Annotated in this window: 19 protein-coding genes and 2 tRNA genes; 15 read left to right on the top strand and 6 right to left on the bottom strand. The window is 66.2% G+C overall.

Annotation, left to right across the window (positions count from 1 at the left end):
* The first annotated feature begins 1 nt into the window (after position 1).
* Positions 2 to 970 (top strand): sensor histidine kinase, encoded by a 969-nt coding sequence (locus ACFQPG_RS04060; RefSeq protein WP_380810478.1) that lies wholly within the window; start codon positions 2 to 4, stop codon positions 968 to 970.
* Here the strand turns inward: ACFQPG_RS04060 and ligD are convergent.
* Together ligD and ACFQPG_RS04050 are read right to left on the bottom strand one after the other, a co-directional pair.
* Positions 967 to 3459 (bottom strand): DNA ligase D, encoded by a 2493-nt coding sequence (gene ligD, locus ACFQPG_RS04055; protein WP_380810477.1) that lies wholly within the window; start codon positions 3457 to 3459, stop codon positions 967 to 969. The genes ACFQPG_RS04060 and ligD overlap by 4 nt on opposite strands.
* 33 nt (positions 3460 to 3492) lie before the next feature.
* The gene (locus ACFQPG_RS04050) at positions 3493 to 4404 is read right to left on the bottom strand and encodes a Ku protein (protein ID WP_380810476.1); all 912 of its coding nucleotides are present in this window, start codon (positions 4402 to 4404) and stop codon (positions 3493 to 3495) included.
* Positions 4405 to 4551: 147 nt separating this feature from the next.
* Between ACFQPG_RS04050 and ACFQPG_RS04045 the strand changes: the two genes are divergently transcribed.
* The 14 genes from ACFQPG_RS04045 to ACFQPG_RS03980 all read left to right on the top strand — a co-directional run bounded on the left by ACFQPG_RS04045 (position 4552) and on the right by ACFQPG_RS03980 (position 14775).
* Positions 4552 to 4625: transfer RNA gene (locus ACFQPG_RS04045), tRNA-Gly, on the top strand.
* A gap of 122 nt (positions 4626 to 4747) precedes the next feature.
* A tRNA-Tyr gene (locus ACFQPG_RS04040) sits at positions 4748 to 4833 on the top strand.
* 97 nt (positions 4834 to 4930) lie between these two features.
* Positions 4931 to 5542 (top strand): helix-turn-helix transcriptional regulator, encoded by a 612-nt coding sequence (locus ACFQPG_RS04035; protein WP_380810475.1) that lies wholly within the window; start codon positions 4931 to 4933, stop codon positions 5540 to 5542.
* Between the two features lie 65 nt (positions 5543 to 5607).
* Positions 5608 to 5949, top strand: coding sequence for a hypothetical protein (locus ACFQPG_RS04030; RefSeq protein ID WP_380810474.1), 342 nt, complete (start codon positions 5608 to 5610; stop codon positions 5947 to 5949).
* Positions 5950 to 6009: 60 nt separating this feature from the next.
* A complete protein-coding gene (locus tag ACFQPG_RS04025; protein ID WP_380810473.1) occupies positions 6010 to 6450 on the top strand; it encodes a hypothetical protein in 441 nt (146 codons plus the stop codon).
* Between the two features lie 34 nt (positions 6451 to 6484).
* A complete protein-coding gene (locus tag ACFQPG_RS04020) occupies positions 6485 to 7489 on the top strand; it encodes a sensor histidine kinase (protein WP_380810472.1) in 1005 nt (334 codons plus the stop codon).
* A gap of 109 nt (positions 7490 to 7598) precedes the next feature.
* Positions 7599 to 8648, top strand: a complete 1050-nt coding sequence (locus ACFQPG_RS04015; RefSeq protein WP_380810471.1) for a substrate-binding domain-containing protein — start codon at positions 7599 to 7601, stop codon at positions 8646 to 8648.
* An 18-nt stretch (positions 8649 to 8666) separates the two neighbouring features.
* Positions 8667 to 10046, top strand: a complete 1380-nt coding sequence (gene pstC / locus ACFQPG_RS04010; protein ID WP_380810470.1) for a phosphate ABC transporter permease subunit PstC — start codon at positions 8667 to 8669, stop codon at positions 10044 to 10046.
* The gene (gene pstA / locus ACFQPG_RS04005; RefSeq protein ID WP_380810469.1) at positions 10039 to 10935 is read left to right on the top strand and encodes a phosphate ABC transporter permease PstA; all 897 of its coding nucleotides are present in this window, start codon (positions 10039 to 10041) and stop codon (positions 10933 to 10935) included. The genes pstC and pstA overlap by 8 nt, the downstream gene beginning before the upstream one ends.
* 175 nt (positions 10936 to 11110) lie before the next feature.
* Positions 11111 to 11914, top strand: a complete 804-nt coding sequence (gene pstB, locus ACFQPG_RS04000) for a phosphate ABC transporter ATP-binding protein PstB (protein ID WP_380811703.1) — start codon at positions 11111 to 11113, stop codon at positions 11912 to 11914.
* Positions 11915 to 11928: 14 nt separating this feature from the next.
* On the top strand, positions 11929 to 12624 hold the full coding sequence (phoU, locus tag ACFQPG_RS03995) for a phosphate signaling complex protein PhoU (RefSeq protein WP_380810468.1): 696 nt from the start codon (positions 11929 to 11931) through the stop codon (positions 12622 to 12624).
* The gene (phoB, locus tag ACFQPG_RS03990; protein WP_380810467.1) at positions 12624 to 13304 is read left to right on the top strand and encodes a phosphate regulon transcriptional regulator PhoB; all 681 of its coding nucleotides are present in this window, start codon (positions 12624 to 12626) and stop codon (positions 13302 to 13304) included. Before phoU ends, phoB begins: the two co-directional genes overlap by 1 nt.
* Positions 13305 to 13372: 68 nt before the next feature.
* Entirely contained in the window at positions 13373 to 14119 is a 747-nt protein-coding gene (gene rlmB, locus ACFQPG_RS03985) for a 23S rRNA (guanosine(2251)-2'-O)-methyltransferase RlmB (protein WP_380810466.1), read from the top strand.
* 32 nt (positions 14120 to 14151) lie between these two features.
* Positions 14152 to 14775 carry a DNA-3-methyladenine glycosylase family protein gene (locus ACFQPG_RS03980; RefSeq protein WP_380810465.1) on the top strand — a complete coding sequence of 208 codons (624 nt, stop codon included), beginning with the start codon at positions 14152 to 14154 and terminating at the stop codon, positions 14773 to 14775.
* A gap of 11 nt (positions 14776 to 14786) precedes the next feature.
* On the opposite strand, the gene ACFQPG_RS03975 is transcribed toward ACFQPG_RS03980, so the two are convergent.
* The 4 genes from ACFQPG_RS03975 to ACFQPG_RS03960 all read right to left on the bottom strand — a co-directional run bounded on the left by ACFQPG_RS03975 (position 14787) and on the right by ACFQPG_RS03960 (position 18069).
* Positions 14787 to 15827, bottom strand: a complete 1041-nt coding sequence (locus tag ACFQPG_RS03975; RefSeq protein ID WP_380810464.1) for a rod shape-determining protein — start codon at positions 15825 to 15827, stop codon at positions 14787 to 14789.
* Positions 15828 to 16031: 204 nt separating this feature from the next.
* Positions 16032 to 16703 (bottom strand): glutathione S-transferase family protein, encoded by a 672-nt coding sequence (locus ACFQPG_RS03970; protein WP_380810463.1) that lies wholly within the window; start codon positions 16701 to 16703, stop codon positions 16032 to 16034.
* 58 nt (positions 16704 to 16761) lie between these two features.
* On the bottom strand, positions 16762 to 17199 hold the full coding sequence (locus ACFQPG_RS03965; RefSeq protein WP_380810462.1) for a hypothetical protein: 438 nt from the start codon (positions 17197 to 17199) through the stop codon (positions 16762 to 16764).
* 69 nt (positions 17200 to 17268) lie between these two features.
* Positions 17269 to 18069 carry an undecaprenyl-diphosphate phosphatase gene (locus ACFQPG_RS03960; RefSeq protein ID WP_380810461.1) on the bottom strand — a complete coding sequence of 267 codons (801 nt, stop codon included), beginning with the start codon at positions 18067 to 18069 and terminating at the stop codon, positions 17269 to 17271.
* Positions 18070 to 18074 lie beyond the last annotated feature (5 nt).

Below are 18074 nucleotides of genomic sequence, written 5' to 3'. Positions count from 1 at the left end.
CATGAACTATTCCTGGGGGGTTCTTCACGCCGGCTTGCAGTCGGTGCTCGACACGGCGCTCGACGCGGTGATCGTGATGGCTGAGGACGGGACCATCCACGGCTGGAACAGTGTCGCGGAGAAGGTCTTCGGCTGGAGCGAAGCCGAGGTCGTCGGCCGGCAGCTCAGCGACGTCATCATCCCCGACCAACATCGTGCCGCCCATGAGGGCGGCCGGGTGCACTTCCTGCGGACCGGCGAAGGACCCGTGCTGAACCGGCGGATCGAGGTCAGTGCGCTTCGCCGATCGGACGAGGAGTTTCCCGCAGAGCTGTCCGTCACCTGCACCGAACAATTCGGTTCGCGGCTGTTCGTCGGCTTTCTGCGCGACATCTCCGAACGCGTCGCCCTGGCGGAGCGGCAGCAGCGGGCGCTCCAGGAATCCGATCACCGGGTCAAGAACATGCTGACCGTGGTGTCGGCGATCGCTCAGCAGACCGCCCGCAGCGCGCCCGACCTCACGACCTTCCAGGAGAAGTTCAACGGGCGGCTGCAATCGCTGGCTCGCGCCCACCAATTGCTGGTCGGCAAGGCCTCGTCGGAAGTCGCGCTCACGGCTTTGGTCGAGCAGGTGCTGGCCGAGGATGTCGCGGGTGGTCGGGCACGTTTCTCGGGGCCGGAGCTGCTGCTCAAGCCCGGCCAGGTGCTCGGCCTGTCGATGATCCTCCACGAACTCTACACCAACGCAGTCAAGTATGGCGCCCTATGCGGCGACGAGGGCTCACTGGTGCTCGACTGGAGCCTCGATGGCGGCACGGTTGTGATGAACTGGGCCGAAGCCGGGCCACCGTGCGAGGCGGACGTGCCGAGCAGCGGTTTTGGGCACCGGATGATCGCGATGAGCGTGAAGTCCGACCTTTGCGGCACCGTCGAACGCGACTTCAGCCGCGACGGGCTGCGGGTCACCCTTCGGTTTCCGATCGGCGGCTAAAGGTTGGGCAGGGCCTGCTTGGCCTGGCCCCAGCCCTTGAGCAGGTCGCCCGAGGCACGGGTGAGCAACGTGTCCGCATCGCGGATCGAATAGATGTTCGCCGCCTTGATCCCCTCCAGTTCGTCCCATCCCACCGGCACCGCGACCGGCGCGCCTTCGCGGGCGCGGGCGCTGTAGGGCATCACTGCGGTCGCTCCGCGCTGATTGCGCAGCCAATCGAGGAAAATGCGATCCTTGCGCTCGACCTTGCGGATGTTGGCGGTGAACATGTCCGGCTCGGCCTGCGCGATGGCGCGGGTGAAGCGCTCGGCGAAGCTCTTCACGGCCGGCCAGGCCGCAGTCTGGTCGAGCGGGGCGATGACGTGGATGCCCTTGCCGCCGGAAAGCATCGGAAAGGTCACCAGCCCAAGGTCGGCCAGCAACGCCTGCAGCCGCAAAGCAGCTTGCTTCACGCGGTCAAAGTCCAGCCCCACATCGGGGTCGAGATCGAACACCAGCCGGTCGGGCTTCTCCAGCGGATCGATGCGGCTGCCCCAGCCGTGGAACTCGACCGTGCCCATCTGGACGCACTGCAGCGCCCCGACGATGTCGTCGACATAGAGGTAGTCCTGAACCTCGCCGTCGCTTTCCTTGACCGGCACATGAAGAACGCGTTCGCCCATCGTCCCACTGTCGTGCTTCTGGAAAAAGCACTTCTTCGCACGTCCTTGGGGACAGCGGATCAGGGTCATTGGCCTGCGGGCGAGGTCGACCATCAGCAGGGGGCTGACCGCCGCATAATAGTTGGCGAGGTCGGCCTTGGTGAGATTGTCCTCGGGATAGATGATCCGGTCCGCATTGCTGATCCTGACGCCGAGGCTTTCGGGCGTGGGGCGCTCCCCCGTCTTCTCGGCCTTTGAGAGCTTCTTCGGAGTTTCGCGCACGACTTGCGCCGCGCGCTTGTCCTCGCGCAGCGCAATGAAGCTTGGATGGCGGAGCACGCCATCGGTGGTGAATTCGGTGAACGCGACCTCGCCGACCAGCTTGGGCTCGATCCAGGTCGATCCGCGACGAGCGGTGCGCGGCACGTCCAACGCCGGTGCGTCGAGCGCAAGCGGTTTCATCCGCTCCGCCAGCTCCTCGATCATCTTCGTGTCGAAGCCGGTACCGACCTTGCCCACGTACCGCAGCTCGCCGCCTTCGCGGACTGCCAGATGGAGCGAGCGAAAGCCGCGGCGCTTGTCGCTGGCCTGCCAGCCGACGATCACGAATTCCTGCCGCTGGATGCACTTGATCTTCAGCCATGCGCGCGAGCGGGTCCCACGATAGGGCGCATCGGCGCGTTTGGAGATGATCCCCTCGCCTCCCTCCTTGCAGATCGCCTGGAGCAAGGCCTCGCCGCGGCCGACCACATGGTCGCCATAGAGGATGCTCGCGGGCGCGGTCTTGAGCAGCGCCGCCAGCCTCTCCTTGCGCTCAATGTTGGGAAGCTTGGTGATGTCCTCGCTCTGGTCCACGAGCAGGTCGAAAGCGTAAAAGGCCAGGTCCGCTTCCCCTCCCTTGAGAGTCGCCTGAAGCCGCTGAAAGTCGGGCTTGCCGTTTGCGCCTAGCGCGACCGCCTCGCCATCGATCAGGCAGCCAGGGGGGAGTTTCGCCGCAGCTTTGGCCAGCGGTTTGAAATGGTCGCTCCAGTCCTTGCCGTTGCGGGTCCAGGCGAGGACCGATGTGGCGCCTGTCGCAAGCAGCAAGCGGTAGCCGTCATACTTATATTCATGGATCCACTCGTTGCCGGTCGGCACCTCGTCCACCAGCGTGGCGAGTTGCGGGTCGCGGAAAGCCGGAGGCGCCACGCCGACCTTGCGCTTGGTCCGGCCACCTTTCTTGCCGCCGCGATTGCTCTCCCACACGTCCTCGCCGGCCGCGATCTCCGCCATGGTGCGATCGGTGGTGACGCTGGTCAGGCATTGCTCGACGAGGGCATCACCCTCGTCGGGCTTGGCCTCCTCGTCGGTGACCTTCTTGAGCATCCACGGCTCGGCCTTTTCGCCGGGTTTGGGCTTCATCCGGAACATCACCCATTCGCCCTTCATCCGCTCGCCCTCGAGGGTGAAATGCAGATGGCCGTCCGCCAGGGTCTTGCGCGGGTCCTTGTCAGGGTGCGGAATCCAGCGTCCCTGGTCCCACAGCATCACCGTTCCGCCGCCATATTCGCCCTTGGGGATGACGCCTTCGAAGTCGGCATAGTCGAGCGGATGATCCTCCGTCCGCATCGCCAGCCGGTTCTGGCCGGGATCAAGGCTCGGCCCCTTGGGCACCGCCCAGCTCTTGAGCACGCCGTCCAGTTCCAGACGGAAGTCCCAGTGCAAGCGCGATGCGTCATGCTTCTGCACAACGAAGCTGTCGCCCCTGCCCTTGAGCTTGCGCCCCTTCGGTTCGCCCGTTTTCGCGAAGTCACGCTTGGCGTTGTAGGTCTCGATGTCGAGGCCTTTGTGTTTCGGGGTCTTACCCATTTCCGTTCGCCCCGAGCGGAAAAGTGAGCGCGATCACGCCCGTTTGCGCCCGCCGGCAGCGGCTTTCTTCGGAGCCGCCTCGCGTTTCGTCGCGGCAGGCTTCTTCGCGGGAGCAGCCTTCTTCGCTGGCGCCTTTTTCGCCGGTGCGTTGTCGTTGCTTTCCCCCAGGCTCTTCTTCAGCGCGGCCATAAGGTCGATGACGTTGGAGCCGCGTTTGGGCTCCTCGTCGTCCGGGTCCTGGATCACCAGCTCGCCCTTGCTCTTCCGCTTTTCCTCGATCAGCGCCATCAGCGCCTCGACATAGCGGTTGTGGAATTCCGACGCGTCGAACTTGGCGGACTTTTTCTCGATCAACGTCGCAGCCAGGTCGAGCAGGTCGGCATCCGGCTCGGCATCGTCGATCTCGCGGAAGTAGGACGAGGCCTTGTTGACCTCGTCGGAATAGCGCAGCGTTTCCAGCAGCATGCCCCGCCCGCATGGCTGCAGCGCGACGACATATTCCTGGCCGCGCATCGCCAGCTGGCCGATGCCGGCCTTGCGCGACTGGCGCAGGGCCTCGCGCAGGACAATGAACGCTTCTTCCGCCAGGTCGTCCGCAGGAACCACGAAATAGGGCTTGTCGAAGTAGATTGGGTCGATTTCGTGCATGTCGACGAACTGGGCGAGTTCCAGCGTCTTGCGGCTTTCCAGCTTCACATGCTCGATCTCTTCCGGGTCGAGCAGGACATATTCGCCCTTGCTCACTTCATAGCCCTTGATGATCTCGTCGCGGTCGACCGGCCCGATGCCGGGCACGACCTTTTCATATTTGATCCGCTTCCCCGACGGTTCGTGGATCTGGTGGAAGCTGATGCTCGCCCCGCTCTTGGTCGCGGGATAGATCTCCACCGGGATCGAGACCAATGCGAGCCTGATCTGTCCGCGCCAGGATGGCCGTGCCGGCATGTTCGCTCCTCCAGGACCACAGTTCGTTTCCGAGCCGATTCAATCTTCGGGAGGCGGACTCGTTCCGCTTGCGTGGTGCCTGGGCCAAGGTCGTGGCTGGTGAAGGTTGACGCCCGTGGTACCCTGGTGGCATCAGGCCGGGCCCGAGCGGGTGTAGCTCAATGGTAGAGCAGAAGCCTTCCAAGCTTACGACGAGGGTTCGATTCCCTTCACCCGCTCCATTCGACGCCGGCGGCTGTGGATGGAGCGCTGCGCTTGACGACGCCCGCGAAGCTGCCGCAGGCGCACCATACGCCGGTTGACAGCCTGCAGCCGCCCCGCCATTTGGCGCCCCTCACCTCGTGGAGAGGTGGCCGAGTGGTTAAAGGCAGCAGACTGTAAATCTGCCCGCGCAAGCGTACGCTGGTTCGAATCCAGCCCTCTCCACCATGACATCAGCCATCCGGCGTGGACGAACAGGGGTCCGCCGGTGGAACCAAACCGCGACATTGGCGGTCCAATCCGAGCTATGATAGGCGGCAGACCCATGACGGTGCGCGCTCGACGGCATGCGTCGGCAGGAGTGACCAGCTTGGCCGAACGGCCGGAACTTACCGAGGATGCGGTGCTGGCCATCGCCGCCGAACGCGTGGCGCGCCTCAGCGACGGCCAGCGCGAAGTCCTGCAGCTGGTCGACAATCACCTCAATTCGAAGGAAATCGCGGCGCAGCTCGGGATCTCGCCGCACACGGTCGACCAGCGACTGCGCGGCGCGATCCGGATCCTTGGGGTGACCAAGCGCCAGGAGGCCGCGCGCCTGTTCGTGCAGGTTGCGGGCTCATCTCAGCGCTTGATACATCAACCATCGGATATCGATCTTTCCACCGATCCGGCCGAACCAGACGGGGCGATCAGTTCTCAGATTCGGCACGCTGATCGTGCAGGAGGGGTCGGTCCAGCCGGCTTCCATACCGAGCAGGGGACGGCAGGGTCCCGACCTCTCCTGGTCTGGCCGTTCGCAACGAGGAACCATCCGCGCAACGAAATGAGCGTCGGACAGCGGCTGTTGTGGATCGTATTGATCGCAATGGGCGCAAGCTTCTCGGCCGGCATGTACCTGGCAGGGCTCGAAAGCCTCGCCCGGCTGGTCAGGAGCTAAACCAGTCCGATCTCCCGGCTTGCGCGAAACTCCGGATCGCCACGCGCTTCCGGCAAGGAGTATTTATGCGCAAGACGATGATCGAAAAGTCGGCCTTCGAGGTCGCCACCCAGGTCCGCGCGGTCGAGGACAGCATCGAAACCGCTCTGGTCGAAATCGCCGAGCTCCAGAGCCGCATGATCCGCGCCCGGGCCACCGCCGGAGTCGGGATCGGCACCGGCCACGAAGCGCTGGAGCAGGTCGCGAACGCACTCCATGGGCTGGTCACCGCCCGCGGCGGGATGGCCACCGCGCACGCCAGGCTGGTGGAAGCCCGCCAGAAGGTCCCCGGCCTTCGCACCGTGTCGTTCGGCGATGCGGGCGAGTGCCCGGACGCCCAGGTCGCGCAGCTTCGCGTGGTCGGCTAATCCCCATCAGGTGCGGGGCCGCGGCGTGATCCGTGGTCCCGCCGCTTTCCGAGCCCATCCATGGACCTGGCCAGAGTTATCCTCTTCTACATCCTGCTGACCGCGCTGGCCCTGTTTGCCGCTCGGCGTGGCGGCCGTGAGGAGCGGATCGCGGCCAACGTCTGCCTGCTGGCGACCATTGCAACCTCCCTTCTGCTCTCGCCGCTGTCGACGCGCTTCGCCGCCATCGAGCTGGGAGTGGCCCTGATCGATGTCGGGGTGCTGGCCGCCTTCGTGGCGATCGCCCTGCGCTCGGCGCGTTTCTGGCCCCTGTGGGTCGCGGGCATTCAGCTGACCACAGTGATGGGCCACTTGCTCAAGGCCGTGCAGCCGAAGCTCATTCCCATGGCCTATGGCACGGCCCTCGTCTTCTGGAGCTATGTCATCTTGCTGATCATCGCCGTGGCGATCCTCCGCACGCCGGCGGTGCGGCAGCTCCAGGGCGAGCAGCCGGTGCGCTAGCTTGCAGCGCTGGCCCCGCGCGTTAAGCCGGGGCATGGCGTCACCTCCTCCTCTCGTTCTGGCCTTGCTCAACGCGCTCGAGGAGCCAGCCCTGCTGGTCTCGGGCGAGCAGACCCTTGCCGCGAACCCGGCCGCGACCCGTCTGCTTGGTAGCCAGATCGCCGGGCGCGACCTCCGCCTCGCCGTGCGTCACCCACGAGTGCTCGAGCTCGTCCTCCCCGGACGCGGCGGCTCGGTCGAGGTCAGCGGCATCGGCTCGGCGGAGCAGAGCTGGCTGGTGACCGCCACGCCGCTCGGGGGACAGTTGCAGCTGGTGCGGATGAGCGACCGGTCCGCGGTCCACGCGGCTGAACGGGCGCGGATCGATTTCGTCGCCAACGCTAGCCATGAACTGCGGACCCCCCTGGCCTCGATCGTCGGTTTCTCGGAAACGCTCGCCGAAGATGGCCATCTCGACCGTGAGCTTCGGCAGCGCTTCGGGTCGAATATCCACCGCGAGGCCCAGCGCATGCTGCGGATCGTCGAGGACCTGATGAGCCTGTCGCGGATCGAGGCCGACCGGTTCGCGGCGCCGCGCGGCCGGGTGTCCCTGGAAGAGGCGGTCGACAAGGCCGCCGAGCATGGTGGACGGCTGGCGGAGCCGAGTGCCTGCCGGGTGGAGACGGAGGTCGAGCCTGGTCTGCCTTCGGTGATCGGGGATGCCGGGCAGATCGGCCAATTGCTCGATAATCTGATCGCCAACGCGCTGCGCTACGGCTGCCCACGGGCGGGAAGCGTAGTGACGGTGTCCGCTCGCCGCGACGGATCCTCGGCGCTGCTGTCGGTCCGCGACCGCGGGGAAGGGATCGCGCCCGCACATATCCCGCGCCTGACCCAGCGCTTCTACCGCGTCGATTCCGCGCGCAGCCGTGACCGGGGCGGCACCGGCCTTGGCCTGGCGATCGTCAAGCATATCGTCGAGCGGCACCGCGGAACGCTGGAGATCCGCAGTCGGCGGGGCGAGGGAACCGAGGTGCTGGTGCGTTTGCCGTTCGCCTGACGCCGGGCGGCTGTCATCAAACCGTAACCCGCAGGTCACAAAGACGGCTTCGAGTCGGCGCTAGTGGAGCCAGGCTGGGGCTGAAGGTCCCACCAAGGAGATTTCATCGATGAAGAAGTTCGCACTTGCGCTGCCGCTGGCCGCGCTTCTCACGGCCTGCGGCGGCGAAGGCGGCAGCTCGGCAGGCGGCGGCGCGGCCGGTGGCCAGCTGAAGATCGTCGGCTCGTCGACGGTTTATCCGTTTACCACGGCGATTGCCGAGGCGTTTCAGCGCGCCAATCCGGGCACCAGCGTCATCGTGGAGTCGACTGGCACGGGATCGGGCATCAAGCTGTTCTGCGAAGGCGTCGGCCAGCAGTACCCGGACATGGTCAACGCGTCGCGGCCGATGAAGAAGAGCGAATATGACGCCTGCGCCGCGGCCGGGGTGAAGAACGTCATCGAAGTGCCGATCGGCATCGACGGGCTGACCTTGATCGAGTCAACCAAAGCGGCTCCGTTGAAGCTGACCGCGGCCGACATCTATGCCGCGATCGCGGCCAACCCCTACGGCAAGGGCCCGAACAAGGCGCAGACCTGGAAGGACGTCAACCCGGCGCTTCCGGCGCTGAAGATCCGAGTGCTCGGACCGCCGCCGACCTCCGGCACCCGCGACAGCCTGGCCGAACTCATCCTCACCAAGGGCTGCGAAAGCGACCCGGCAATGAAGGAGCTCAAGAAGAGCGACGAGAAGAAGCACAAGGATGTCTGCACCAAGGTGCGCGAGGACGGCGTCTTCGTCGAGGCCGGCGAGAACGACAATCTGCTGGTCCAGAAGATCGAGTCCGATCCTGGCGCGGTCGGCGTCCTGGGCTACAGCTTCCTCGCGGAAAATGCGGACAAGGTCCGCCCTGTGGAGATCGGCGGAGTGCTTCCGACCGAGCAGACCATCCAGGACCTGTCCTATCCCGGGGCCCGCAAGCTCTACGTCTACGTGAAGGGCGAGCACATGACGGCCAAGCCGGGCATCAAGAGCTTCATCGCCGAATATGCCAAGGCATGGGGCAATGGCGGCCTGCTCCAGAAGCGCGGGCTAGTACCGTTCGGTGGTGCCGAAGCGCAGGCCGCGACGGCGCAGGCCGAGTCGCTCAAGCCGCTCGACGCGGCGACACTGAAGTAAAACGAAGGCACCGAGCGCATGTCGCTTACGATCGCGCTCGTCGCTGTTGTTTTGATCGCTGCGGCGGCAGGGTTCCTCGGGCGCAACCGCGCCCGGGGACTCCGCCGCGACGCGCGGCTGAATTCCCTGCCCATCTACCATGGGCTGTACTGCTTCGTGTGGGCCTTCCTCCCCGCCGCCTTGTTCCTGGCGGTATGGTCGCCGATCCAGGGCGGTCTGGTCGACCAGGCGGTGATGGCGAGCCCGGCGGGGCAGCAATTGCCCGACTTCGACATGGCCCGCGACGCCATCCTGTCTGAAGCCCGGCAGGTCGCGACCGGCGAACTGGCTGCCGCATTCAACCCGGAGGCGGACAAGCTCGCTCCGGTGTGGAAGGCAGCCTCCAGCCGCTACGCCGCGATCGGCGGAGGGCTGGCCATCCTGCTGGCGCTGGCCGGAGCGGCGTGGGGCTGGACCCGGCTCAACCCGACATTTCGCGCGCGGACCGGGGTCGAGCGCTGGATCATGGGCTTCCTCGTCGCGGCCTCGCTGATCGCCATCCTGACGACGCTCGGGATCGTCCTTTCGCTGCTGTTCGAAACGCTTCGCTTCTTCTCGATGGTCCCGGCGTCGGACTTCCTGTTCGGCACGCAGTGGAGCCCGCAGGTGGCGATCCGCGCCGACCAGGCGGGGTCGTCGGGCGCGTTCGGCTCCATTCCCCTGTTTTGGGGCACGATCTTCATCGGCGCGATCATCGCCATGATCGTCGCCATCCCGCTGGGCCTGATGAGCGCGATCTTTCTCACGCAATACGCGCCGGCGAAGCTGCGCTCGGTGCTGAAGCCGGCGCTGGAAATCCTCGCTGGTGTGCCGACGGTGGTCTACGGCTATTTCGCCGCCCTGACGGTCGCGCCCATGGTCCGCGATCTCGGCATCGCAATCGGGATTTCCTCGGCCAGCAGCGAAAGCGCGCTCGCGGCCGGCCTCGTGATGGGGATCATGATCATCCCCCTGGTCTCGTCCATGGCCGACGACAGCATCGCCGCGGTCCCGCAGTCGATGCGCGACGGCAGCCTGGCACTCGGCGCAACCCGCTCCGAGACGATCCGCAAGGTCCTGCTTCCGGCTGCCTTGCCGGGCGTGGTCGGCGGCGTCCTGCTGGCCGTCAGCCGGGCGATCGGCGAGACAATGATCGTGGTGATGGCCGCCGGCCTCGCCGCCAATCTCACCGTAAATCCGTTCGAAAGCGTCACCACCGTCACCACCCAGATCGTCCAGTTGCTGACCGGCGACCAGGAGTTCGACAGCCCCAAGACGCTGGCCGCCTTTGCGCTCGGCCTGGTGCTGTTCATCGTGACGCTGATCCTCAACCTCATCGCGCTGCGGGTCGTCCGCAAGTATCGGGAAGCTTATGAGTAGCACCGCCATTTCCCGTTGGACCGGCGAGGACATGCAGCGGCGGGTCGCCAGGCGCTACGCCGCCGAGCGCCGGTTCAAGCTGCTTGGCTTGACCGCTGTCAGCCTCAGCGTGCTGTTCCTGGTATTCCTGCTTGGAACCATGGTCGTGAAGGGTGCCGGCGGCCTCAGCATGGGATTCCTGAGCGGGTCCGATTCCACCGACCCGGCTATGGCCGGCGTTTGGGGAGCGCTGAAGGGCAGCTTCCTGACCATCCTGGTGACGATGGCGCTGGCCTTTCCGATCGGCGTGCTCTCCGCCCTCTACCTGGAGGAGTTCGCGCCGCGGAACCGCTGGACCGACCTTATCGAGGTCAGCATCAACAACCTCGCCGCCGTGCCGTCGATCATCTTCGGCCTGCTTGGCCTTGCCGTCTTCCTCAACTTCATGAACCTGCCCCGTTCCGCGCCGCTGGTGGGCGGGCTGACGCTGGCGCTGATGACCATGCCGGTGATCGTCATCGCCGGCCGCAACGCGATCAAGTCTGTGCCGCCGTCGATCCGCGACGCCGCGCTGGGCGTGGGGGCTTCCAAGATGCAGGTCGTGTTCCACCACGTGCTGCCGCTCGCGCTGCCGGGAATCCTGACGGGCACGATCATCGGCCTTGCCCGCGCGCTCGGCGAGACCGCTCCGCTGCTGATGATCGGCATGCGCGCGTTCATCGCCGCTCCGCCCCAGGGTTTTGCCGATCCGGCGACGGTGCTCCCGGTGCAGATCTTCCTCTGGTCGGACGAGGTCGACCGCGCCTTTGTCGAAAAGACCAGCGCCGCCATCATCGTGCTGCTGATCTTCATGCTGCTGATGAACGGCATCGCCATCTATCTCCGCAACCGCTTCGAGCGCCGCTGGTAGTCCACAGATCATGACCAAAGAAAAACAGCCGATTACCACCAACCAGGCGGTGCCGTTCCCGTCCACCGCAGTGGCCGCGGAAGCCGCACGCGACGATGCGGGGATTGCCAAGGAGGACGAGGCCTGGACCGGGCAGCCGGAGCCGGCCTCGGCGCCTGCCCCCGCAACCGTTCAGATGCCGGCCCCGGAGCCGCAGGATACGGCTGAGCCCGCAACCGAGCGCGCCCCCAAGATGCGGGCGAGCAACGTCAGCGTGTTCTATGGCGACAAGCAGGCGCTCAAGGACGTGTCTATCGACATTCATGACGACCGGGTCACGGCGTTCATCGGTCCGTCCGGCTGCGGCAAGTCGACCTTCCTACGCACCCTCAACCGGATGAACGACACAATCCCGAGCGCGCGGGTGACCGGGCATATCGAGCTGGAAGGGGAAGACATCCACGCCTCTGCGATGGACGTGGTCCAGCTTCGCGCCAGGGTCGGCATGGTGTTCCAGAAGCCCAACCCCTTCCCCAAGTCCATTTACGAGAATGTCGCCTACGGCCCGCGCATCCATGGCCTGGGGGACGGCAAGAGCGACATGGACGTGATCGTAGAAAAGTCGCTCAAGCGCGCTGGCCTGTGGGACGAGGTCAAGGACCGGCTGCAGGAAAGCGGCACCGCGCTGTCCGGTGGCCAGCAACAGCGGCTGTGCATCGCCCGCGCGATCGCGGTCGATCCGGAGGTGATCCTGATGGACGAGCCCTGCTCGGCGCTCGACCCGATCGCCACCGCCAAGATCGAGGAGCTGATCCACGAGCTTCGCGGCCGCTACGCCATCGCGATCGTGACCCACAACATGCAGCAGGCGGCGCGCGTGTCGCAGCGGACCGCCTTTTTCCACCTCGGCGAGCTGATCGAGTACGGCAAGACCAAGGACATCTTCACCAATCCGCGCGAGCAGCGCACCACCGACTACATCACCGGCCGCTACGGCTGATCGGAGCAGAACTGATGGCCACCCAGGGACACACGATCAAGGCGTTCGATGAGGATCTCGACCGCCTGCGCGCGCTCATCAGCGAGATGGGCGGGCTTGCTGAGCATGCGATCGGTGAGGCGATGCGCTGCCTGACGCAGCGGGACGTGGACGGCGCGCTGCGCATTATCGAGGATGACAAGAAGCTCGACGCGCTTGAGATCGAGACCGAGCAGCGCGTGATCCAGCTGATCGCCCTCCGCGCGCCCATGGCGGGCGACCTGCGCGACGTGGTCGCGGCGCTCAAGATTTCCGGCGTGGTCGAGCGGATCGGCGATTACGCCAAGAACATCGCGAAGCGGGTTCCGCTGCTGGAGGACTCGCGGCAGATCGAGCCGGTCTCGCTGCTTCCCGAGATGGCCCGGATCGCCGCAGGCATGGTCCACGATGTCCTGAACGCCTTCGTCAACCGCGATGCCGACGTTGCTGTGGCGGTGTGCCAGCGAGACAAGGCGGTGGACGATTTCTACGACAGCATCTTCCGCACCCTCCTGACCCACATGATGGGCAATCCGCACACCATCGGCCAGGCGGCTCACCTGCTGTTCGTCGCCAAGAACATCGAGCGGGTCGGCGATCATGCCACCAACATTGCCGAAATGGTCTACTACGCAGCCACCGGCCGGCACATGGGTGAGCGGGTCAAGGGCGGCAGCGCCGCGACGGCCTGATGTCTGCCAAGCGCCTCCTGCTGGTCGAGGATGACCGCTCGCTGGCCGAGCTGGTCGGCTTCCACTTCGAGCGTGCGGGTTATGCGGTGACCCGCACCGGCGACGGTGAGGAAGCGCTGATCCTCGCCGACGAGGTCAAGCCCGATCTGGTGATCCTCGACTGGATGATCGAGGGAATCAGCGGCATCGAAGTCTGTCGCCGCCTTCGCCGCCGAAGCACTACCGCCAACCTGCCGATCGTGATGCTGACCGCGCGCGGCGAGGAGGACGACCGGATCCGCGGCCTTGAGACTGGCGCGGACGACTATGTCACCAAGCCGTTCAGTCCCAAGGAACTGGTTGCCCGGGCCGGGGCGGTGCTTCGCCGGGTACGCCCGGCACTGGCAACCGACACGCTGCAATATGGCGGGCTGGAGATGGACCTGGCCGCGCATCGCGTGCGCCGCGACGGCCAGCCGATCCAGCTTGGCCCGACGGAATATCGCCTGCTGCGCCATTTCCTGGAGAATGCCGGACGGGTGTTCTCGCGCCAGCAGTTGCTCGACACGGTGTGGCCGCACAGCGAGGAGATCGAGCTGCGCACGGTGGACGTGCACATCCGCCGGCTTCGGCTCGCGTTGGGCGAACCCGACCTGGTGCGCACCGTCCGCAGCGCCGGCTATGCCCTCGACGCGGACTGATCGCCGCCCCGGCGCCGGTCGCCTGCGCTGGGATGACGCGATGCAATCGCTCCGCTAAGCGCCCACCCATGTCCCGCCGCAAGAAATCGCATCAAAGCCACGGCAGCGCGCAGCGTCCCCGATTCTGGGGCAAGCATGCCGTCGCTGCTGCCCTCGACAATCCCGACCGGCGGGTCCTGAAGGCCTGGGCCACGCGTGAGGCGGCCGGCTTCATGCAATTCCCGCCCGAAGTGCCGGTGACCATGGCCGATGTCACCGACCTTGCACGGCTGGTGCCCGGCGATGCGCCCCACCAGGGCGTGGTGATCGAGGTCGAGCCGCTTGAGGAGATCTGGCTCGCCGACTTGCTCGCCGAGGCCGAAGAGCGGGCGACCCTGCTGGTGCTCGACCAGGTCACCGATCCGCATAATGTCGGTGCGATCCTCCGCTCGGCCGCGGCGTTTGGAGCGATCGGCATCGTCACCCAGGACCGCCACTCCCCGCCCGAGGGCGGAGCGCTGGCCAAGGCCGCGTCGGGCGCGCTGGAGCGGGTGCCTTGGGCCCGGGTCGTGAACCTTGCCCGCGCGCTGGAGGAGATCGCCGAAGCCGGGTTCTGGCGCATTGGCCTGGCCGGGGAAGCGTCGACCGACTTGAAGGAGGCGCTCGGACCCAAGCGGGTGGCGCTGGTCCTCGGCGCCGAAGGGCCGGGCATGCGATCCAACACGCGCGAACATTGCGATGCTCTGGCAAAATTGCCGATCAGCGATGCGGTGGAGAGCCTGAACGTATCGAACGCAGCGGCGGTGGCGCTCTATGCGGCCACTGTGGCCAACTAACGACCGTATGCCCTGACGGCGGAGTTTCCTCATTGGTCCGAACACGCGACTCCCTCCACGCTGGCCTCGATCACCTCGCCGCCACGCACGCCGCCTTCGCCGGCGTGCTCGAACGCCACGGCCGGCCGGAGCCGCGCTGCTCGGAGCCGGGCGCCCACACCCTGCTTCGGACGATCGTCGGCCAGCAGGTCAGCGTCGCGGCCGCCCGCTCGATGTGGAACAAGCTGGAGGCGGCCTATGGTTCGCCGCCGGACCTCCATGGGATCCTGAATGCTTCCGACGAGGACCTCCGCCTTGCCGGCCTGTCTCGGCAGAAGGCGGGCTATGCGCGGAGCCTCGCCGGGCTGGTCCTGTCGGACGAATTGGACCTCCACCGCCTGCCGAGCGACGATGAGGAAGCAATCGCTCTCCTGACCAGGATCAAGGGCATCGGCCGCTGGTCAGCGGAGATCTACCTGCTGTTCGCGGAAGGGCGGCCGGACGTGTGGCCGGCCGGCGATCTCGCGGTGCAGATCGAAATCGGGCGCCTGCTGGGGCTTGAGGCCAAGCCAAGCGAAAAGACGCTGCGCGAGCTGGCCGAGCCATGGAAGCCGCACCGCGGGGCGGCGGCGGTCCTCGCCTGGCACAGCTACAATTCGGTCGGCACAGCCCTTTAGCGGCGGCGCTGCTAGGCGGCCTGCAGCACCCCGCGGCCGACGCGTTCCTCCAGCACCTGGCCCGCACCCAGCACGACGCATTCCAGCGGGCGCTCGGCGATGTTCACCGGAAGGCCGGTCTCCTCGGCAATGACCGCGTCCAGATGGCGGAGCAGCGAGCTTCCGCCGGTCAGCGTGATCCCGCTCTCGATGATGTCGGCGCTGATCTCCGGCGCGGTATGCTCGAGGGCGGTGCGCACCGCGCTGACGATCTGGCCGACGGGATCGGCCAGCGCGCGCACAACTTCAGCTTCGGTGATCTCGATTTCCTTGGGCACGCCTCGCTCCATGTCGAGCCCCTTGACGGTCAGCGACAGGCCCCGGCCGTCGGCCGGGACACGCGCGGAACCTATCTCGCGCTTGACCCGCTCCGCAGTGGTCTCGCCGATCTGCAGATTGTGGGTGCGACGGACCATGGCCATCACCGCTTCGTCCATCTTGTCGCCGCCCACGCGGACTGAGCGCGAGTAAGCCAGGCCGAGCAGCGAGATTACCCCGACCTCGGTAGTGCCACCGCCGATGTCGCAGACCATCGAGCCGAATGGATCGTCGACCGGCAGGTCCGCGCCGATCGCCGCGGCCAGCGGCTCCTCGACGAAGTGGATCTCGTTCGCGCCGGCGTTCGAGGCCGCATCGCGGATCGCGTGGCGCTCCACATTGGTCGACCCCGAAGGGATCGCGATTGTCACTTCCAGCTTGCCCGGCAGCCGCGAGCGGGGGCCGAGCGCCTTGTTGATGAAGTGCTTCAGCATCTGCTCGGCAACGTCCAGATCGGCGATCACCCCACTGCGCAGCGGACGGACCGTGCGCAGACCCACCGGTGTGCGCCCAAGCATCGGCAGCGCTTCGTCGCCGATGGCCCGCACCGTCGGAACACCATCGACATTCTCCAGCGCGACGATCGACGGTTCGTCGATCACGATCCCGCGACCGCGCGCGTAGATCAAAGTGTTGCAGGTCCCAAGATCGATCGCCAGGTCGCGCGACCCGAAGTTGAACAACGAAAAGCCCATATATTCCCCGCCCGCACGCCGTTTTCGCCAGGAGATGCCCCCGCGGCATCCGGCACTCGAAAAGCAACGCTGGCCAAAGACTTATGAGGTGTGTTCCTGCACGTCCAACCGGTTCGTCGCTGGCGAGAGGGCTTTGGGCGACAACGGGTGCGGGGCGTTAACTCCCGCTTGAACGCATCAGCGGTGAGACCCCGCCGGCATTCGCTAGAAGTCGACCTTGTCGTAGTGGGTCGGGGGAACGATCACCTCCATCCGCTCGCCAAGCAGTGGGCGAAAGGCCGGGCGCGACTTCATCACTGAATACCAGTCTTTGGTCTGCTTGTGCCCGCGCCAGTCCACCGCGCCGAGATAGTCGATCACGCTGAGGTGTGCCGCGGCGGTGAAGTCGGCCAGGCTGAGACCCGGACCAGCCAGCCAGCGACGATGGTCGAGCAGGTAATCCAGGTAATCGAGGTGGTTGTTACCGATCCGCATGGCTTCTCGGAGGACCCTCGTGTCCGGGCTTTCCTTGCTGACCAGCCGCTTGCGCATGCGCTCGGCCATCAGCGGCTCGACCACTTCGCGGAACAGTTTTTCGTCGAACCATTCTACCAGCCGGCGAATCTCGGCCCGCATCACCGCATTGCCGTGGATCATCGGCATCTTGTCGACTGTCTCGTCGAAATATTCCGCAATCGGCTGGCTGCCGATCAGCGCAATTCCCTGCTCCGCCTCGACCAGCACCGGCGTCTCGCCGGCTGGGTTGAGATCGAGGAACTCGTCGCGCCGCTCCCACGGGTTCTCGCGCACCAGCTCCACCGGAACGCCCTTCTCGGCCATGATCAGCCGGACCTTGCGGGAAAAGGGGCACAGGGGAAATTGCAGGAGCTGCCACATGAACGGCAGCTTTAACGCAGGTTCGCGCCGCTACAAGAGCGTCAGGGCCCCGCTTCCGCTACCGCCGCGGGTAGTTCGGCGAGGGCATGTTGGCGATCGCGCGGGCGATCTCGTCGCCGGCGCGGTTAAGCGCATCGGTGATGACCGGCAGGGCGCGGACCATGGCTTGCCCGCCCTGCTTCATCGCCACCTTGCTGCGCTCGATCTCTCCCTGGAGCTCGCGTTCGCTCATCCCGCTTTCGGAGCGCACGGTCTTCATCCGGTCGGCTCGGGTGACCGGCCGGTTCTCGATCGCGGCTTCGACTTCGCCGACCGGCAGGTTCATGAAGGCGCGGGTCAGCGCGCCCACCATGTCGCCCATCTGGTCGACCATTCGACCGTCGGCGATCTCCGGCGGGAGCACGATGTCGCGCCGCGGCGGTTCGGCAGCACGGGGCTGCGCCGCCGCAGGGGCAGCCAGCAAGCCGGCAGGAACCAGAAGGAGCAGCGCACGCATCGGTAAGTATCCGAATCAACACAAGGAACGCAGGAGCTTACCGCAACAAGCTTGCCATGTCCTGAATGGTCAGGCGGCGTTCAGCCAGATCAGGGCGGCGGCGCCCGCGATGATCCGGTACCAGGCAAAGGGTCCGAAACCGTAGCGGGTCACGAAGCCGACGAACGCCTTCACCACCACCAGCGCCACCACGAATGAAACCAGCGAGCCGACCAGGATGTGGCCGTACATCTCGCTCGGGATGCGATCGTTGTGCTTGGCCAGGTAATAGACGGTCGCGCCGGACAGCGTCGGCATGGCGAGGAAGAAGCTGAATTCCGCCGCAGTCTTGCGGTCCACTCCCATCGCCATTGCGCCCATGATGGTCGCGCCGGACCTGCTGACCCCCGGGATCATCGCCAGGCACTGAACCAGGCCGACGGTGGCCGACTGTCGCAGGCTGAGGTTGGCGACCCCGCCGCACTCGCGCGGCTTCACCAAGCGCTCCAGGATCAGGATCGCGACCCCGCCGATGATCAACGCCCAGGCGACCACCAGCGCGCTGCCCAGCATGGCTTCGATATAGTCGCCGAACAGCAACGCCAGGACAATCGCGGGGATGCAGGCGACGACCAGGTTGCGGACGAACCGCCATGCGTCCGGGGAGCGGGCGAACAAGCCGGTGAGCACATCCCGGAACGTCCGCCAGTACAGCACCACGATCGCCAGGATCGCGCCCGGCTGGATGGCGACGTTGAACGCCTCCCATTCCGCGGCCTTGAAGCCAAGCAACTCGGTCGCGAGGATCAGGTGACCGGTCGAGGAGACCGGAAGATATTCGGTGATGCCCTCGACGACGCCGAGGATGACGACCAGCAGGAGAATGGGCACGTGGC

Source organism: Sphingomonas sp. GCM10030256, assembly GCF_042666415.1.
Classification (GTDB): Bacteria; Pseudomonadota; Alphaproteobacteria; order Sphingomonadales; family Sphingomonadaceae; genus Sphingomicrobium.
This window is presented reverse-complemented; position numbering and strand designations above follow the sequence as displayed.

Coding starts and splice junctions, on each gene's coding strand:
- ACFQPG_RS04060 (WP_380810478.1), top strand. CDS start 2: ATGAACTATTCCTGGGGGGTTCTTCACGCCGGCTTGCAGTCGGTGCTC.
- ligD (WP_380810477.1), bottom strand. CDS start 3,459: ATGGGTAAGACCCCGAAACACAAAGGCCTCGACATCGAGACCTACAAC.
- ACFQPG_RS04050 (WP_380810476.1), bottom strand. CDS start 4,404: ATGCCGGCACGGCCATCCTGGCGCGGACAGATCAGGCTCGCATTGGTC.
- ACFQPG_RS04035 (WP_380810475.1), top strand. CDS start 4,931: ATGACGGTGCGCGCTCGACGGCATGCGTCGGCAGGAGTGACCAGCTTG.
- ACFQPG_RS04030 (WP_380810474.1), top strand. CDS start 5,608: ATGCGCAAGACGATGATCGAAAAGTCGGCCTTCGAGGTCGCCACCCAG.
- ACFQPG_RS04025 (WP_380810473.1), top strand. CDS start 6,010: ATGGACCTGGCCAGAGTTATCCTCTTCTACATCCTGCTGACCGCGCTG.
- ACFQPG_RS04020 (WP_380810472.1), top strand. CDS start 6,485: ATGGCGTCACCTCCTCCTCTCGTTCTGGCCTTGCTCAACGCGCTCGAG.
- ACFQPG_RS04015 (WP_380810471.1), top strand. CDS start 7,599: ATGAAGAAGTTCGCACTTGCGCTGCCGCTGGCCGCGCTTCTCACGGCC.
- pstC (WP_380810470.1), top strand. CDS start 8,667: ATGTCGCTTACGATCGCGCTCGTCGCTGTTGTTTTGATCGCTGCGGCG.
- pstA (WP_380810469.1), top strand. CDS start 10,039: ATGAGTAGCACCGCCATTTCCCGTTGGACCGGCGAGGACATGCAGCGG.
- pstB (WP_380811703.1), top strand. CDS start 11,111: ATGCCGGCCCCGGAGCCGCAGGATACGGCTGAGCCCGCAACCGAGCGC.
- phoU (WP_380810468.1), top strand. CDS start 11,929: ATGGCCACCCAGGGACACACGATCAAGGCGTTCGATGAGGATCTCGAC.
- phoB (WP_380810467.1), top strand. CDS start 12,624: ATGTCTGCCAAGCGCCTCCTGCTGGTCGAGGATGACCGCTCGCTGGCC.
- rlmB (WP_380810466.1), top strand. CDS start 13,373: ATGTCCCGCCGCAAGAAATCGCATCAAAGCCACGGCAGCGCGCAGCGT.
- ACFQPG_RS03975 (WP_380810464.1), bottom strand. CDS start 15,827: ATGGGCTTTTCGTTGTTCAACTTCGGGTCGCGCGACCTGGCGATCGAT.
- ACFQPG_RS03970 (WP_380810463.1), bottom strand. CDS start 16,703: ATGTGGCAGCTCCTGCAATTTCCCCTGTGCCCCTTTTCCCGCAAGGTC.
- ACFQPG_RS03965 (WP_380810462.1), bottom strand. CDS start 17,199: ATGCGTGCGCTGCTCCTTCTGGTTCCTGCCGGCTTGCTGGCTGCCCCT.